Source organism: Amycolatopsis halotolerans, from assembly GCF_042647905.1.
Taxonomy (GTDB): domain Bacteria; phylum Actinomycetota; class Actinomycetes; order Mycobacteriales; family Pseudonocardiaceae; genus Amycolatopsis; species Amycolatopsis halotolerans.
On sequence record NZ_JBHRWI010000004.1, the window covers coordinates 288,161 to 302,680 of the forward strand.

Annotated in this window: 13 protein-coding genes and 1 pseudogene; 10 read left to right on the top strand and 4 right to left on the bottom strand. The window is 68.2% G+C overall.

Annotated elements, in window-relative coordinates:
• Positions 1 to 60 precede the first annotated feature (60 nt).
• From ACFORO_RS03935 to ACFORO_RS03970, 8 genes and pseudogenes are all read left to right on the top strand, one after another.
• Complete coding sequence (locus tag ACFORO_RS03935) at positions 61 to 906, top strand: DUF4097 family beta strand repeat-containing protein (RefSeq protein WP_354741345.1); 846 nt, start codon at positions 61 to 63, stop codon at positions 904 to 906.
• Between the two features lie 20 nt (positions 907 to 926).
• Positions 927 to 1,886: an ATP-binding cassette domain-containing protein gene (locus ACFORO_RS03940; RefSeq protein ID WP_377869516.1), complete on the top strand. Its 960-nt coding sequence runs from the start codon at positions 927 to 929 to the stop codon at positions 1,884 to 1,886.
• On the top strand, positions 1,883 to 2,698 hold the full coding sequence (locus ACFORO_RS03945) for an ABC transporter permease (RefSeq protein ID WP_377869517.1): 816 nt from the start codon (positions 1,883 to 1,885) through the stop codon (positions 2,696 to 2,698). The genes ACFORO_RS03940 and ACFORO_RS03945 overlap by 4 nt, the downstream gene beginning before the upstream one ends.
• Positions 2,699 to 2,711: 13 nt before the next feature.
• Positions 2,712 to 3,902 (top strand): cytochrome P450, encoded by a 1,191-nt coding sequence (locus ACFORO_RS03950; RefSeq protein ID WP_377869518.1) that lies wholly within the window; start codon positions 2,712 to 2,714, stop codon positions 3,900 to 3,902.
• A 133-nt stretch (positions 3,903 to 4,035) separates the two neighbouring features.
• Positions 4,036 to 4,800: an aminoglycoside N(3)-acetyltransferase gene (locus ACFORO_RS03955; protein WP_377869520.1), complete on the top strand. Its 765-nt coding sequence runs from the start codon at positions 4,036 to 4,038 to the stop codon at positions 4,798 to 4,800.
• A 105-nt stretch (positions 4,801 to 4,905) separates the two neighbouring features.
• A pseudogene (locus ACFORO_RS03960) lies at positions 4,906 to 5,892 on the top strand (type III PLP-dependent enzyme); the annotation flags it as partial.
• A gap of 60 nt (positions 5,893 to 5,952) precedes the next feature.
• Positions 5,953 to 6,345 carry an adenosylmethionine decarboxylase gene (gene speD / locus ACFORO_RS03965; RefSeq protein WP_377869642.1) on the top strand — a complete coding sequence of 131 codons (393 nt, stop codon included), beginning with the start codon at positions 5,953 to 5,955 and terminating at the stop codon, positions 6,343 to 6,345.
• On the top strand, positions 6,342 to 7,172 hold the full coding sequence (locus tag ACFORO_RS03970) for a spermidine synthase (protein WP_377869521.1): 831 nt from the start codon (positions 6,342 to 6,344) through the stop codon (positions 7,170 to 7,172). Before speD ends, ACFORO_RS03970 begins: the two co-directional genes overlap by 4 nt.
• Before the next feature lie 515 nt (positions 7,173 to 7,687).
• Here ACFORO_RS03970 and ACFORO_RS03975 read toward each other — a convergent pair.
• A complete protein-coding gene (locus tag ACFORO_RS03975; protein ID WP_377869522.1) occupies positions 7,688 to 8,158 on the bottom strand; it encodes a MarR family winged helix-turn-helix transcriptional regulator in 471 nt (156 codons plus the stop codon).
• 61 nt (positions 8,159 to 8,219) lie between these two features.
• Here ACFORO_RS03975 and ACFORO_RS03980 point away from each other — a divergent pair, with 61 nt between their 5' ends.
• The gene (locus tag ACFORO_RS03980; protein ID WP_377869523.1) at positions 8,220 to 8,615 is read left to right on the top strand and encodes a cupin domain-containing protein; all 396 of its coding nucleotides are present in this window, start codon (positions 8,220 to 8,222) and stop codon (positions 8,613 to 8,615) included.
• A gap of 257 nt (positions 8,616 to 8,872) precedes the next feature.
• Here ACFORO_RS03980 and ACFORO_RS03985 read toward each other — a convergent pair whose 3' ends face one another.
• A complete protein-coding gene (locus ACFORO_RS03985) occupies positions 8,873 to 10,057 on the bottom strand; it encodes a GyrI-like domain-containing protein (RefSeq protein ID WP_377869524.1) in 1,185 nt (394 codons plus the stop codon).
• 16 nt (positions 10,058 to 10,073) lie between these two features.
• Complete coding sequence (locus ACFORO_RS03990; RefSeq protein ID WP_354741325.1) at positions 10,074 to 10,805, bottom strand: phosphotransferase family protein; 732 nt, start codon at positions 10,803 to 10,805, stop codon at positions 10,074 to 10,076.
• A 416-nt stretch (positions 10,806 to 11,221) separates the two neighbouring features.
• On the opposite strand from ACFORO_RS03990, the gene ACFORO_RS03995 reads away from it, so the two are divergent.
• Positions 11,222 to 13,984 (top strand): BTAD domain-containing putative transcriptional regulator, encoded by a 2,763-nt coding sequence (locus ACFORO_RS03995; protein ID WP_377869525.1) that lies wholly within the window; start codon positions 11,222 to 11,224, stop codon positions 13,982 to 13,984.
• Here ACFORO_RS03995 and ACFORO_RS04000 read toward each other — a convergent pair.
• Complete coding sequence (locus ACFORO_RS04000) at positions 13,981 to 14,517, bottom strand: M15 family metallopeptidase (RefSeq protein WP_377869527.1); 537 nt, start codon at positions 14,515 to 14,517, stop codon at positions 13,981 to 13,983. The two genes, ACFORO_RS03995 and ACFORO_RS04000, sit on opposite strands and share 4 nt — an antisense overlap.
• Positions 14,518 to 14,520: the final 3 nt, after the last annotated feature.

Sequence of the window (14,520 nt, forward strand, 5' to 3'; positions counted from 1 at the left end):
CTCCTTCACCCGTCTCTGACCTGCGGAGACGGCACACCTAACCGAAATGTGGGGACAACCATGCCTAAATTCGATACTCCCGAACCGATTTCCGTCACCGTCGACCTCGGCGTCGGCCAGGTCCGGTTCGCCGCGAGCGACCGCGTCGACACGGTTGTCGACGTCCGCCCGACCGACGAGTCGGACGACTCCGACGTCAAGACCGCCAAGCAGATCCGCGTCGAGTACGGCAACGGCACGCTGCACATCACCGGCCCGAAGATGCGGGCGTTCGACTTCTCCCGCAAGACCCGCTCGGTCGACGTGACGGTCGAACTTCCCACCGGCTCCCGGGTTTCCGCCGAGGTGCAGGCGGGCGCCTTCCAGGGCTCCGGCGAACTCGGGCAGACGCGGCTCAAGACCGCGGCCGGGAACGTCAGCCTCGACCGCACCGGCCCGCTGCGCGTCGACACCTCGGTCGGCCACGTCACGGTCGACGGGGTCGCGGGCGACGCCGAGGTCACCAGCGCGTCCGGCCGGATCCGGCTCGGCCCGGTCGACGGGACCGCGGTGGTCAAGAACTCCAACGGCGACACCACGATCGACTCGGCCGGCGGCGACGTCCGGGTGCGCGCGGCCAACGGCGACATCACGGTCGAGCACGCCGGCGCGGGGGTCGACGCGAAGACGTCCAACGGCGCCATCTCGCTCGGCGAGGTCGTCCGCGGTTCGGTCCTGCTCGAGAGCGCGATCGGCGACCTGCGGATCGGCATCGCGAAGGGCACCGCGGCCTGGCTCGACGTGAAGACCAACTTCGGCCACGTGCGCAACCAGCTGGAGACCTCGGCCAGCCCGGGCGAGTCCAAGGAGACCGTCGAGGTCCGCGGGCACACCGCGTTCGGCGAAATCGTCATCCACCGCTCCTGATCACAGTCTTGGAGAAACCTATGTCCAGCAACCATTTCCGGCCGGCGATCGCCGCCACCGGACTGCGCAAATCCTTCGGCGACCACGTCGTGCTCGACGGCATCGACCTTTCCGTCGCCCGCGGCACGGTCTTCTCGCTGCTCGGCGCGAACGGCGCGGGCAAGACCACCACGGTCAAGATTCTGTCCACTTTGATCAATGCCGACGGCGGCGCGGCGCAGGTCGCCGGGTACGACGTCGCCTCGGAAGCCGACGGGGTGCGCGCCTCGATCGGCGTCACCGGCCAGTTCTCCGCGGTCGACAATCTGCTGACCGCCGAGGAAAACCTCCTGCTGATGGCGGATCTGCACCACCTCGACCGCCCCGCGCGGCAGCGGCGTGCGGCGGAGCTGCTCGAACAGTTCGATCTCGTCGAAGCGGCGAAGAAGCCGGTCTCGACGTTTTCCGGTGGCATGCGGCGCCGGCTCGACCTGGCGATGACGCTCGTCGGCAGCCCGCGGGTGATCTTCCTCGACGAGCCGACGACCGGCCTGGACCCGCGCAGCCGCCGGGCGATGTGGGAGATCGTGCGCAAGCTGGTGGCCGGCGGGGTCACGATTTTCCTTACCACGCAATACCTCGAAGAGGCCGACGAACTGGCCGACCGGATCGCGGTGCTCGACCGCGGGCGGATTGTCGCCGAGGGCACCGCGGAGGAGCTCAAGCGCCAGATCCCCGGCGGGCACGTCCAGTTGCGCTTCGAAGAAGAGGCCGACCTCCTCCACGCACAGCGTGCACTGAGCGAGGCGTCTCGGCAGAACGACGCGCTCGTGCTGCGCGTGCCCAGCGACGGCAGCCTGCAGTCGCTCAAATCGCTGATCGACCGGCTCGACTCGCTTTCGGTGAAGGTCGACGAACTTTCCGTGCACACGCCTGATCTCGACGACGTATTCCTTGCCCTCACCGGAAACCCCACTGACGAAAAGGTGACTTCCCGATGACCGCGCCCGCTCTCGCCGGACCCGACCTGCGTTTCCACCCGGTCCGCGATTCGATGACCATGCTGCGCCGGAATCTCAAGCACATGCTCCGGTATCCGTCGCTGACGATCATGCTGGTCGGCATGCCGGTGGTGTTCCTGCTGCTGTTCGTCTACGTTTTCGGCGGCACGCTCGGCGCCGGATTAGGCGGGGCCGGCGGCGGCAGAGCCGAATACGCCAACTTCGTCGCGCCGACGATTCTGCTGATGACCATTACCGCCACGGTGCAGGGAACGGCGATTTCGGTGGCGATGGACCTGACCGAAGGCGTCATCGCCCGGTTCCGGACCATGCATATCGCCCGGGTTTCGGTGCTGACCGGGCACGTGCTCGGCAGTGTGCTGCAAGCGTTGTTCGGGCTCGTGGTGGTCACCGGGGCCGCGTTGCTGGTCGGCTTCCGGCCCGCCGCCGGGGTCGGCTCGTGGTTCGCCGCGGTCGGGTTCCTCGTGGTGGTGGCGCTCGCGCTGGTGTGGCTGTGCGTCGCGCTCGGCCAGGTGAGCAAGAGCGTCGAATCGGCCAGCAACACGCCGATGCCGTTGCTGCTCCTGCCTTTCCTCGGCAGCGGGTTCGTGCCCGCCGATTCGATGCCGGGCGCGCTGCGGTGGTTCGCCGAGTACCAGCCGTTCACGCCGATCATCGAAACCCTGCGCGCGCTGCTGCTCGACAAGCCGCTCGGCAACCACCTGTGGTTCGCGCTCGGCTGGTGCGCCGTGCTGGGCGTCGGCGGTTACCTCTGGTCCAAGAAGCTTTTCAATCGCGAATACGCACACTGAAAGGGGCACGGGGATGACTGGGGAAGAGGCTGTGCAAGGGGTGCCGATGGGGCGGGCGCAGGGGTGTCCGTTCGACCCGCCGCAGTCGCTGAGCGAGGTGCGGGACCGGGCTCCGCTGACGCGGATGGTGTTTCCGGACGGGCACGTCGGGTGGCTGGCCACCGGGCACGCGGAGGTCCGGGCGATTCTGGGGGATCAGCGGTTCAGCAACCGGTACGAATTGTGGCACTACCCGTTTCCGGGGATGGAGCAGTTTTCGGAACTGCCGCCGGCTCCGGTCGGGGACATGACGGGGATTGACGCGCCGGAGCACACGCGGTTCCGGAAGCTGCTGACGGGGAAGTTCACGGTTCGGCGGATGCGGTTGCTCGGTGATCGGGTCGCTGAGGTCGCGGACGAGTATTTGGATTTGATGGAGAAGGCCGGGCCTGGGGTCGATCTGGTTTCGGCTTATGCGCATCCGGTGCCCGCGGTGATGATTTGCGAGCTGCTCGGGGTTCCTTATTCGGATCGGGCGTCGTTCTTGGGGTACGCGGCGGCGATCAGCGATGTCGGTCTTTCCGATGAGGAGAGGATGACTGCTTATGGCCAGTTGCAGGATTATGTGGCTTCGTTGGTACCGGCTAAGCGGTCCTCGCCTACGGACGATCTGTTCAGTGATCTGACCGGCAGTGATTTGACTGACGAGGAGCTGGCTGGGCTGGGGACGTTCCTGCTCGCCGCCGGGTTGGACACGACGGCGAATATGGTGGCGTTGGGGACTTATGCGCTGTTGAACAACCCTGAGCAGTGGGCTGTGGTCCGGGATGAGCCCGAGGCTGCTGGCGGGGCTGTCGAGGAGTTGATGCGGTATCTGTCCATTGCGCACACGGGGGTTCGGGCCGCGTTGACCGACGTTGAGGTCGGGGGGTCGGTGATCCGGGCCGGGGAGTCCGTGGTGGTGTCCGTGCAGGCCGCGAATCGGGATCCGCTGAAGTTTGAGCGGCCGGACGAGTTGGATGTGCGGCGGGTCGCGACCGGGCATGTGGGGTTCGGGCATGGGATTCATCAGTGTTTGGGGCAGCAGTTGGCTCGGGTGGAGATGACGGTGGCGTTGCCTGCGTTGGTTCGGCGGTTTCCGACACTGCGGGTGGCGGGGGAGGTGCCGTTGCGGCCTGAGGTGCAGAATATTTACGGGGTCGTGAAGCTGCCTGTCGCGTGGTGAGTTTCGGGTGGGACGGACTCCCCCGTTTGTGATTGGCTGACACTGGCTCGGCGCCCTCGACAGCGCCGAGCCAGTGCTGACTGTGGCGGGGCGGAGCGGTCGTCCTGGTGAGTTGCGAGAGGGGCTGGCGGTCGTGGTTGACGCGGATGCGGTGTGCGCGGGGGTTCGGGAGCTGGGGGTTTCTGACGGCGGGGTGGTGATTGTGCATTCGTCGTTGTCCGCGTTCGGGGACGTGGACGGTGGCGCGGATGCGGTGGTGCGTGGGCTGCTGCGGGCGGTGGGATCTGCGGGGACGGTGGTGGTGCCCGCGTTTACGCCGCAGGTGACGGATCCGTTTCCGGACGTCGTGGTGCCGGGGGACGCTGAGGTTGAGGAGGCGCGGGGGAGGGTGCCGTTGTTTCATGAGGGGCTGGTGACGCCGATGGGGGCGGTGTCCAACGCGGTGCTGAGGTGGGAGGGACGGTCGCGTAGTCGGCATCCGCAGGTGTCGGTGGCGGCGGTGGGGGCTCGGGCGGCGGAGGTGACCCGGCGGCAGCCGCTGGGGTATGCGGTGGGGCTGGGGTCGCCGTTTGACTGGCTGTATCGGGAGCGGGCGCGGATTGTGTTGCTGGGGGTCGGGCATGGCCGGAACTCGTTCCTGCACTACGCGGAATCTTCGGTGCCGCATCATCGGCGGAAGGTGCGGCGGTTTCCGTACCTTGTGGACGGGGAGCGGGTGTGGGTGCGGACCGACGACGTCGGGGACGACAACGGACGCTTCTTCCCTCAGGTCGGGACCGAATTCGTGGAGACGGGCGGCGTGCGGCGGGGGAAGATCGGTGCCGCCGATTGCCAAGTGATGGACTGTGTACCGCTCGTAGCGTTCGCCCAGCGCAGACTGGGAGAGCTGCTGCGGTGAAGCCGGCACCTATACTCGGGCGTTGTGACTGAAGGGTTCTCGCAGGTGGTGGAGCGGTGCCGGGCGTTCCTGGAGGAACGACGGCCGCCCACGCCGTGTCTCGTGATGGACCTTGACGTGGTTCGGGGGAACTGCGAGCGGCTCCACAAAGCGTTGCCGGAAGCTCGGATGTACTACGCGGTCAAGGCTAATCCGGCGCCGGAGGTCGTGCGGGTGCTTCGGCAAGCGGGGGCCGGGTTTGACGTTGCCGGGCGCGAGGAGATCGAGTTGTGTCTCGCGCAGGGGGTGCGGCCGGAGTCGCTGTCTTATGGCAACACGGTGAAGAAGGCGCGGGACATCGAGTTCGCGAATCGGGTCGGGGTGCGGCGGTTTACCTTTGACAGCCTTGAGGATCTGGAGAATCTCGCGGAGTTCGCGCCGGGGGCCGCTGTTTCTTGCCGGATTCTGGTGGACAGTCCTGGGGCGCTGACGCCGTTCGGGCGGAAGTTCGGCTGCAGCACCGAGATGGCGGTCGATCTGCTGGTGCGGGCGGCTGAGTGGGGCCTCGATCCGGAGGGCGTCGCGTTTCACGTGGGGTCTCAGCATGTCGATCCGCGGGCTTGGGAAGTCGGGATCGCTGCTGCGGCTGAGGTGACCCGTGCGGTAGCCGAGCGCGGGGTTTCGTTGCGGGGGTTGAATATCGGCGGCGGATTTCCGGTGAGGTATCTGACTGAGCCGCCGCCGTTGGGGGACTACGCGGCGGTTATTCGCGAAGCAGTGGGGCGGCATTTCACGGTCGCGCCCGCGTTGTCGTTCGAGCCGGGGCGGGCGGTGGTGGCGTCGGCTGGGGTGATTCTCAGCGAGGTGGTGCTGGTGTCGCGCAAGTCTTCGACGGACGAGCGGCGTTGGGTGTACCTGGACATCGGCCGTTATGGCGGGCTTGCTGAGACAGAGAACGAGGCCATCGCGTATCGGCTGGTTACCGCGCACGACGGCGGTCCGGACGGGCCTGTGGTGATCGCGGGGCCGACTTGCGACGGGGACGACGTGCTTTATCAGCGCACGCCGTATCGGCTGCCGTTGGCGTTGCGGGCGGGGGATTACGTCGACATTCCGGACACCGGAGCGTACACGCAAAGTTACTCTTCGGTGTCGTTCAACGGGTTTCCGCCGTTGCGGTCGTACTTCGTCGGCGGGGAGGCCGGCGGGGTCGGGGAGTTCGCCGGACGGCATGTGCTGGCTGAGTTTTCCGGGGTGGCCGCGGAGGTGCTCGACGATCCGGCGTTTCTGTGCGACAGCTTGGAACGTGCGCTGGACAAGGCTGGCGCGACGGTGTGCGAATTGACGTACAAGCAGTTCGAGCCGCACGGGGTGACGGCGATGGCTTTGCTTTCGGAGTCGCACGCTTCGATTCACACGTATCCGGAGCGCGGGTCGGCGTTCGTGGATGTGTTCACGTGCGGGCGCAAGGCGGATCCGGAGCTGGCGGTTCAGTTGCTGCGGGACTTGCTCGGCGCGAGCGTTTCGCGGGTCACCACTATCCACAGAGGACAGGAAGACAGTTGAACATCGAGGAACCGGTCGGCGCTGGGCTGACGCGGCTGTGGCAGGTTTCGGACGTTGTGGTCGACACACGGACTGCTTATCAGCATGTGGTGATCGGCGAGACGGCGCAGGGGATTTCGCTGTTCTGCGATGACGAGCGGCAGAGTACCGAGTTCAGCCAGCTCGTGTATCACGAGGCGTTGCTGGTGCCCGCGTTGCTGCTGGCGTCCACTGTGGACCGGGTGCTGGTGGTCGGGTCCAGCGAAGGCGTGGTGTGCCAGATCGCGGCCGAGGCGGGGGCTTCGGTCGATCACGTGGACATCGATGCCGAGGCGGTTCGGCTTTGTGCGGAGCATCTTCCGTATGGGTACTCGTCGGCTGAGCTGGCCCGGGCGGAGCGTGGCGAGGGGCCGGTTCGGGTGCATTACGCCGACGGGTGGGAGTACGTCCATACTTGCGGCGAGAAGTACGACGTCGTGTTGGTGGATCTGCCAGACGAGCAGGATTCCACTGAGGCTCAGCACAATCGGTTGTACAGCGCGGAATTCCTGGCTCAGTGCCGGTCGTTGCTGACGCCTGGTGGGGTAGTGGCGTATCAGGGCGGGTGCCCGACGTTGTGGCGGAACTCGACGTTGGTGAAGTGCTGGCGACGGTTCGAGGACGTCTTCCCGACGCCGGTCTACTTTGGCTCGCCGGAGCATGAGTGGGCGTTTTTCTTTGGGGCGGAAGTGGAAGCGTCGGTGGAGACGATGGTGGAGCGGTTGCCGACGCTGTCGTATCGGCCGGTGACGATTGATGCCCTGACGTTGCGGGGCGCTACGGTGCCGCCGATCAGCCTTCGCCGGTGAAAACGTTCGATTAACCGGACTAGTGGGTTCCCGGATTCGGCAGGGGAGTCGGGGTCGTGACGGGCTCGTCGGACGGGCCGGTGTTGCCGGATTTCGTTCCGGGTTCCCAGCCGGCTCCGGGGACCTGGCCCTGGGGGCGCGGGTTGAGCGGCGGTTCGTAGACGCGGTCTCGGATTGCGTCGCTGGGGGCGCGGCCGGTCGATGCTGAATGCGTGGGCTTCGGCGCTGGGTTGCTGTGGCGCGTGGGATGCGCGCTGGCGGGCTTGACGGCGGGTGGCGCCGGAGTCGGCGATACGGCGGCTGGGGTCGGCGAAGCGGCAGCCGGGGCGGGTGAAGCAGCAACCGGTGAAGGCGAAGCCGAGGAAGGCGCGGAAGCGGCCACCGGAGTGGGCTGTTCGCTGCTGGAAGTCAGCCCCATGGTCACCGCGATCGCCGTACCAGCCACCGCTGCGGCGGCCAGCAGGATTCCCCGTCTTCGATGCATGAGCGGATCCAACTGCCGCTCCCGATCGGTGTCAAGCGCCGGAGAACCAGCCCGGCAGATCCAGTCGCGCGGAGTCTGGCGACGCGACCTTCCGCAGGTCCTCCTCCAAGGCGCGAAGCCGTCCGGCGCCGAGGGTTTCAGACCACTCCGCGCGTAGTCGGTCGAAGATCTGCGCGGACTTGGCCAGGCAGTCGAGGCCTCGGTCGGTCAGGCGCACCAGCACGCGGCGGCCGTCGTCGGGGTCGCGTTCCCGGTGGACGTAGCCCAGCCGCTCAAGGGTGTCGATCGTCTTGCCCGCGGCCTGCTTGGTCACGCCGAGAGTGCGGCCCAGGTCGACGGCGGTCGTGCCCGACGGGCCGATCGCCTGGAAGACGAAGCCGTGCATCGGGCGGACGTCGGGGTGGCCTTGCTTCGCGAGTTCGGCGTGCAGGTCGTCGATCAGGCTGCGGAAGCCGAACAACAGGCGCAGCGGCAGCTCGTATCCGGGCGGATCGCTTGACATAGGTAGACAACCTCGTTGACTATATTGACAACCTCGTTGTCTATTGTAAGGGGAGTGGCCAGTGACGGTCATCAGGGACAGTCGTCGGACGGAGACGCCGAACGCGGTCATGACGACGCTGGCGTCGCCGACGCAGGGCGGCAGTCAGCAGGCGGTCTGGAAAGTGGAGATGGTGCCGGGTGCGGTCGGGCCGGTGCATGCGTTCGATACCGAGCAGGTGTGGACGGTTCTCGGCGGCGGGGCGGAGATTGAGCTGGGCGGCGTCGTCGAGGTCGTGAAGGAAGGGGAGACGGTGGTGCTGCCTGCTGACGCCGAGCGGCAGGTGCGGGCCGATGCGCGCAACGGCATGGTGGCGATCGTGTGTGCGCCGGGGAGTACGCGGGTGTATCGGACTGGCGTGGTGCCAGCGTGTGCGACGGCCGACGGGGACAAGATTCTTCCGGACTGGGTGGCCTGACCTGTGGCGGGCGTCACGGAATGTTCGGCGATCTTCAGCGCTACAACGGATATGTCTGCTCCCACCACGCCGCCTGCCGCTGAAGAAACCGCCTCGGTCGTTCCCGTTCTGGACGACTTCGACTTTCCGCTCGTCGACGGCGCCGCTTGCCGCATCGACGACCCGGATTGCGAAGCCTGCCAGTAATAACGCACGGGGCGTGACGAGCGGTCACCGCATGAGTGACCGCTCGTCTCCGCCGCGAACCTCCAGGTGCGTCAGCCGAAAGAATGGGCCGACTCCGCCGCTGCGGATCGTGTTCCGAGAGGCTTGACCGGCTGCCGCAGAACCGTCTTCAGCTTGTCGGGCGCGGTGCGGCGCGGGTCGCTCAGGTAGATCTCGTGGTGGTCGCCGTTGAACGTCAGGCCGTGCTCGGGCAGGTATTCGTGGTGGAGCCGGTTCAGCGTGGGCGTTTCGTCGTCGTACGAGCCGAGGTGCAGGATCTGGACGCTCGTGCCCTCCGTCAGCGTGCGTAGCTGAACCCCGGCGAGCGCGGGGTTGTCCTTCTTTTTCGCGACGCTTTCGGCGGCCTCCTGGACCATCTCCCCGGTGACCCAGTCCGGTTGGCTGATCAGCATCGTCCAGTCCCATTTCTCTTTGTCGCGCGCGAGAAAAACGCTGGGGTCGTCCGCGCGCCACAGGCCCTCGAGCGGTCCGACGACGAAGTCCCGGCCAAGGGTTTTCTTGCTGGCGAACTTCACCGAATAAGCGATTCCGTGCAGTGCTTCGACGGCGTTCGTGTACTCCTGAGCAGTGTTCGGATCGCCGTGGCCGTCGGCGGCGAGGTACTGGAGCGCGGGTACGTCCACGACGGTGAAGTCCTTCGACGGCGGCGAATACAGCGCGCGGTGGGCTTTCTTGACGTCGTACTTGTCCACCGTGGTCTCCTTGCTGAGGACGTTTTCGGTCCAGGTGAGGTCGGCCGTGAGCATCGCTTCGCTGTAGTCGAAGATCGCCGCCGCGGCGTCCGGCAACGGTTCTTGGCTGGCGCGCGTCGCCCGGACTTCGGCGAGTTGTTCGCGCAACGCGGCGAGTCGCGCGGTCAGCCCGGCGTGCACTTCCGCGTCCGGCAGGCCGGGGCTGTTGGCCATCGCGACGAGGACCCGCGCGTGGATCGGGGTCAGCGCGGTGAGCGCTTCGCGGGTGGCCTCCGCGCACAGTTCGACGCCGGCCTGCGTGGCTTGGATGGTCGCGCGCGATTTGCCGGAGCGGGGAGCGCCGGTGGCTTCGATCAGGCCGCGCTTGGCCAGTTTGTCGAGGACGTAATAGATCGAGGAGAAACCGAGCGCGGTCCACGTGCGGATGCCGCGTTCCTCGACCACCCGCTCCAGCGCGTAGCCGTGCCGCGGTTGCTCGACAAGCAAACCGAGGATGGTCAGTTCGGCGTCGGTGAGGGCGGCCATGCCCGCTATTCTAGTACTAGAATAGCTGAGCCTCCAGTACCGCGACCTCCGGTGCGGGGTCGAAGCCGTGCCCGACCAGGAAGTGGACGACCCGCAGGCTGCGCAGCGACCACCACGCGCGGAGCACGTCGAGGTCGACGCCGTCGCCGTAGCCGGCCAGGACGTCGTCGAGGTGTTCCTGGTGGGCGAGCGTCAAGGCGGCGAGGTCGAAGTGGGCGTCGCCCTGGGCGGCTTCGGACCAGTCGAGGACGCCGGTCACCTCGTCGCCCTCGACGAAGATGTGCGCGACCTGCAGGTCTCCGTGCGTGAACACCGGGGTCCACGGCCGGAGCGCGGCCTCGGCGAGGCGGCGGTTGCCGGTGACCAGGCTGGCGGGCAGGACGTCGTTCGCGATCAGCCACGCGCATTCGCGGTCGAGGTCCGCGGCGAGCTGGCCGGGGTCGAGGCCGGGCGACGGCGGCAGCGGCGCCTCGTGCAGCTTCCGGGCGGCGGCTCCGGCGGCGACCCAGGCTTCCGGCGACGCGGTCGACGGTTTCCCCGGGCGGCCGAGTTCCCGTCCGGGCAGCGCGGCGAGGGCGAGCACGGGCGGTTTCCGCCAGAGGATCTCCGGAGTCGGGAGCGGTGCCAGCGCCATCGCGGCGACCTCGGCGTCGGCGCGTGCCCGGTCGGTGTCGACCTTCAGGAACACGTCGCCGACGCGCAGGGTCGCGCGTTCGTGGTGGGCGACGACGATTTCGACTTCCTCCATGCCCGCGATTGTCACGAAGACGAGCACGGACGGCACCGGATTTTCGCGCCGGCGGCGGCGAGTACCCCCAGCACTCGCCCCTCCCTCCGACGCCAGGTAGGCGGGGGCGGTGCGCGGTCCGTGAGGGGAACCTTCACGGACTCTGAGTCCCTCAGGGTTCCCCTCACGGACCTGCCGAGCCGCGCACGCGGGCCTGGCATCGCGCCGCTGGCCGGAGGATGTCCGCCCGGCCCCACCGCCGCCGGCCCCCGAGCCGGCGACCAGGTCCCCACCTCGGGGGCCGGACGTGGTTCCACCGTGCCCGGAGCCGTCCCCAACCTGTCCCCGGTCTGTCCCTTCGTCCTCGCGGAGGCCGTTGACCTGCGCGGGTATGCTCAGGCCCGCAGCGGTGCCGGAGCCGAGGGGGGAACCGCGGAATGGATTTTCGCGTGCTCGGGGCGCTGGAAATCCAGACTGGATCCGACCGGCTGACGTTGCCCGGCGCGCGCCATCGCCGCGTGCTGGCCTGTTTGCTGCTCTCTCCGAACTCCGTCGTTCCGCTGCCGAAGCTGATCGAGGCGACGTGGGATGGCGAGCCGCCCGCGACGGCCACCAAGCAGATCCAGAACTGTGTTTCGGTGCTGCGCGAACGGCTGGCCGATCCCGGACAACAGCTCATTGTGACCGACGGTTCCGGCTACCGGATCACGGTCGACAATCAGCAAGTCGACTGGCTTCGATTTACCGACGCTGTTGCTGCTGCCCGCCAGTCGGCGGAGGGCGGTGCGCTGGCCGAGGGTGTCGAGGAGATCCGCTCGGCGTTGAAGCTGTGGCGCGGTCCGGTGCTGGACGGTCTGGACTCCGCGGCGCTAGCCGGGCGCGCGGCGCGGCTGGAGGAGCAGCGGCTGAACGCGCTGGAGCTGTGCATTGACTGGCAGCTGAAGCTGGGCCAGTACCGCGAGGTCGTGGACGAGCTGGCGGAGATCGTCGAGGAGCATCCGCTGCGGGAACGGCCGTACGCACAGCTGATGCTCGCGTTGGATCGCAGCGGGCGGCAGGCGGACGCGCTGACGGTGTTCCAGCAGTTGCGGAGGCAGCTCGCCGAGGAGCTCGGGGTCGATCCCGGTGCCGAGGTGCGCCGGTTGCACGAGCGGATTCTGCGCGGGGAGACGGAAGAACCGAGCCAGCCGGAGGTACCGCCGAGCCCGCCGGAGCAACCGTCGAGTCAGCTTGACCGGGCGGCCGACGAACTCGCGGCGGCGATCGTCCGGCAGTGGACCGCGGAGGCCGAGATCCGCTCGCTGCACCGTCCGGAACCGGTGCCGTTGACCTGGACGAGCACCGAGCGTCCGGTCGCCGCGGCGGCGCCGGCGGTGCTCGGCCTGCCCGGCGACCAGAGCAGGCTGACGTTCAGCGGCGATCTCACCGACGTCGTCGCGAAGTTCCGGCAGGTCCCGGCGCGGCAGCTGGTCGTGCTCGGCGAACCGGGCGCGGGGAAATCGGTGCTGGCCATCCTGCTCACGCTCGGGCTGCTGGCCGACCCGCCGCCGGGCGAACCGGTGCCGGTGCTGCTGCCGCTGTCGTCGTGGAATCCCCGCGAGGAGCACCTGCACGGCTGGCTGGCCCGACGGCTGGTCGAGGAGTATCCGGGCCTGGCCAACACCGGCGCGTACGGCAAGGGCGCGGCGCTTCGGCTGGTGCTCGAAGGCCGGATCATCCCGGTGCTCGACGGGCTCGACGAGCTGGCGCCCGGGCTGCACACCGCCGCGATCGACGCGCTGGACCAGGCCGTGTCCGGGGGCCGGCCGCTCGTGGTGACCTGCCGCAGCACCGAGTACGAGTTCGCGGTGCGGCAGTCCGGGACCTTCCTGTCGCGGGCGGCGGTGGTGGAGATCGAACCGGTCGAGACCGAGGACGCGATCGACTTCCTCACCGCGCGGCAGAGGTTCGGCGAAACCCGCTGGGAACCGGTGGTCCGGCAGCTGCGGAAGAGCCCGGAAAGCCCGCTGGCGCAGGCACTCCGCACGCCGCTGATGGTCGACCTGGCCAGGACGGCGTACGCGCACCCGTCGACCGATCCCGGCGAACTCTGCGACACGAACCGGTTTCCCGACCGCGCGGCGATCGAGGGACATCTGCTGGACGAGTACCTGCCGGTGGTCTACACCTCCCGTCCGGCACCGCCCGCGCGGCTCGACCGGCCGACCCGGCCCCGCGATTACCCGGCGGACCAGGCGCAGCGCTGGCTGAGTTTCTTCGCCCGGCAGCTGGAACGCGACCAGAGCCGCGATCTCGCGTGGTGGCAGCTGGATCGCGCGGTGCCGAGGCTGGTCCTCGGGCTCTGTCTCGGGCTGCCGCCCGCGTTGCTGTTCGCGCTGACCGGCTGGATCGCGGCAGGGCCGGTGATCGGCGCGATTTACGGGCTGTCGTTCGCGGTTGCAGGTTGTGTAACGCATACAGTCGGCAGCCGACCGGGTCCGTTGCGCGTGGAGGCGCGGTTCCGCGGCACTGCGGGCCGTTTCCTGCGGCGGTTCGCGGTCGGGGTGCTGATCGGGGTCTGCCTCGGGCTGGCCTGGTCGCTGTCGGCCGGGGTGATCGCGCTGCTCGCGGTGGTGTTCGGGCTGGCGATCGGGGTGCACGTCTGGCTGGACACGCCGCTGGAGGCGAGCCGGGTGTCGAGTCCGGCGAGCGTCCTGCGCAACGACCGCGCCGCGACGCTGTCGTTCACCTTGTCCTTCATCGTTTCGCTGGGCTTGTTCTACGGGATGGCGTTCGCCTTCACGAAGGAAACGCGATTCCTCGGCGTTTTCCACGACCATTACGACCTGGCGCTGGCCTTCGCCGGCGGGCTGGCGTCGGCGTTGCTCGGCCGGTTTTTGGTGCGGAGCCCGGGAAGTCTCGCCTACGGCCTCGCTGGCGTGCTCATCGGCGGCCAGGTCTTTTCGCGGGCGTCGAGCACGGCGCAGGCGATCGCGGCGGGGGTCGGGTTCGGGCTGGCGGTGGGGCTGAGCGTGTGGATCGCCCGGGCTTGGGGTGCGTACACGTTCAGCCGGTTGTGGCTGGCCTCGCGGAAGCGGATCCCGTTGGACCTGATGGGTTTCCTCGACGACGCGCATCGCCGCGGCGTCCTTCGGCAGGTGGGTGAGGTGTACCAGTTCCGGCACGCTCGATTGCAGGAACGGCTGGCGGATCCGTCCTAGGCCCGCAATCTCGGGTCCTGCGAAGGGTCGGCGTACATCGGCGGGCAGCCCTGGTCGATGGCTTCGGGGCGCAGTTCGTAGTGCCACGGTTCGTTGCGGTAGATCTGGCACAGTCCATACGCGGCACCGTGTTTCGACAGCCAGGCCGTGGCCTCGAACGGCCCGAGGTCGATCGCATTCCCCAAAACGTGCGCGGACCGGTCCGCGGTGGCTACCCAACGCGCGGCTTCCTGTTCCGAGCCGTACTTGGCGATTGCCTTGTGCCGAAGCTGATTCTGATACGCCGGGGACCGCCAGCCGCTGTTGACGCGGAACTCGACGCCGTCGTTCGCGGCGTCCTTCGCCGCGCGGCGCAGCGCGTCCAGGAACACCGGGTCGAGATTGGCCACGGCGGGAATCTCGGCGAACACCGTCGTGCCGGACGGGACGGCTCCGTCGGCCTCGCTCAGTGCGTCACGACGGCGAAGCACCCGGCCGACGGTTCGCCGGAAGACGGCGAGAGCCGGGCGTCGTGCTGATTCGCTGCGGGTCATGGC

Coding starts and splice junctions, on each gene's coding strand:
- ACFORO_RS03935 (WP_354741345.1), top strand. CDS start 61: ATGCCTAAATTCGATACTCCCGAACCGATTTCCGTCACCGTCGACCTC.
- ACFORO_RS03940 (WP_377869516.1), top strand. CDS start 927: ATGTCCAGCAACCATTTCCGGCCGGCGATCGCCGCCACCGGACTGCGC.
- ACFORO_RS03945 (WP_377869517.1), top strand. CDS start 1,883: ATGACCGCGCCCGCTCTCGCCGGACCCGACCTGCGTTTCCACCCGGTC.
- ACFORO_RS03950 (WP_377869518.1), top strand. CDS start 2,712: ATGACTGGGGAAGAGGCTGTGCAAGGGGTGCCGATGGGGCGGGCGCAG.
- ACFORO_RS03975 (WP_377869522.1), bottom strand. CDS start 8,158: ATGTCAAGCGATCCGCCCGGATACGAGCTGCCGCTGCGCCTGTTGTTC.
- ACFORO_RS03985 (WP_377869524.1), bottom strand. CDS start 10,057: ATGGCCGCCCTCACCGACGCCGAACTGACCATCCTCGGTTTGCTTGTC.
- ACFORO_RS03990 (WP_354741325.1), bottom strand. CDS start 10,805: ATGGAGGAAGTCGAAATCGTCGTCGCCCACCACGAACGCGCGACCCTG.
- ACFORO_RS03995 (WP_377869525.1), top strand. CDS start 11,222: ATGGATTTTCGCGTGCTCGGGGCGCTGGAAATCCAGACTGGATCCGAC.
- ACFORO_RS04000 (WP_377869527.1), bottom strand. CDS start 14,517: ATGACCCGCAGCGAATCAGCACGACGCCCGGCTCTCGCCGTCTTCCGG.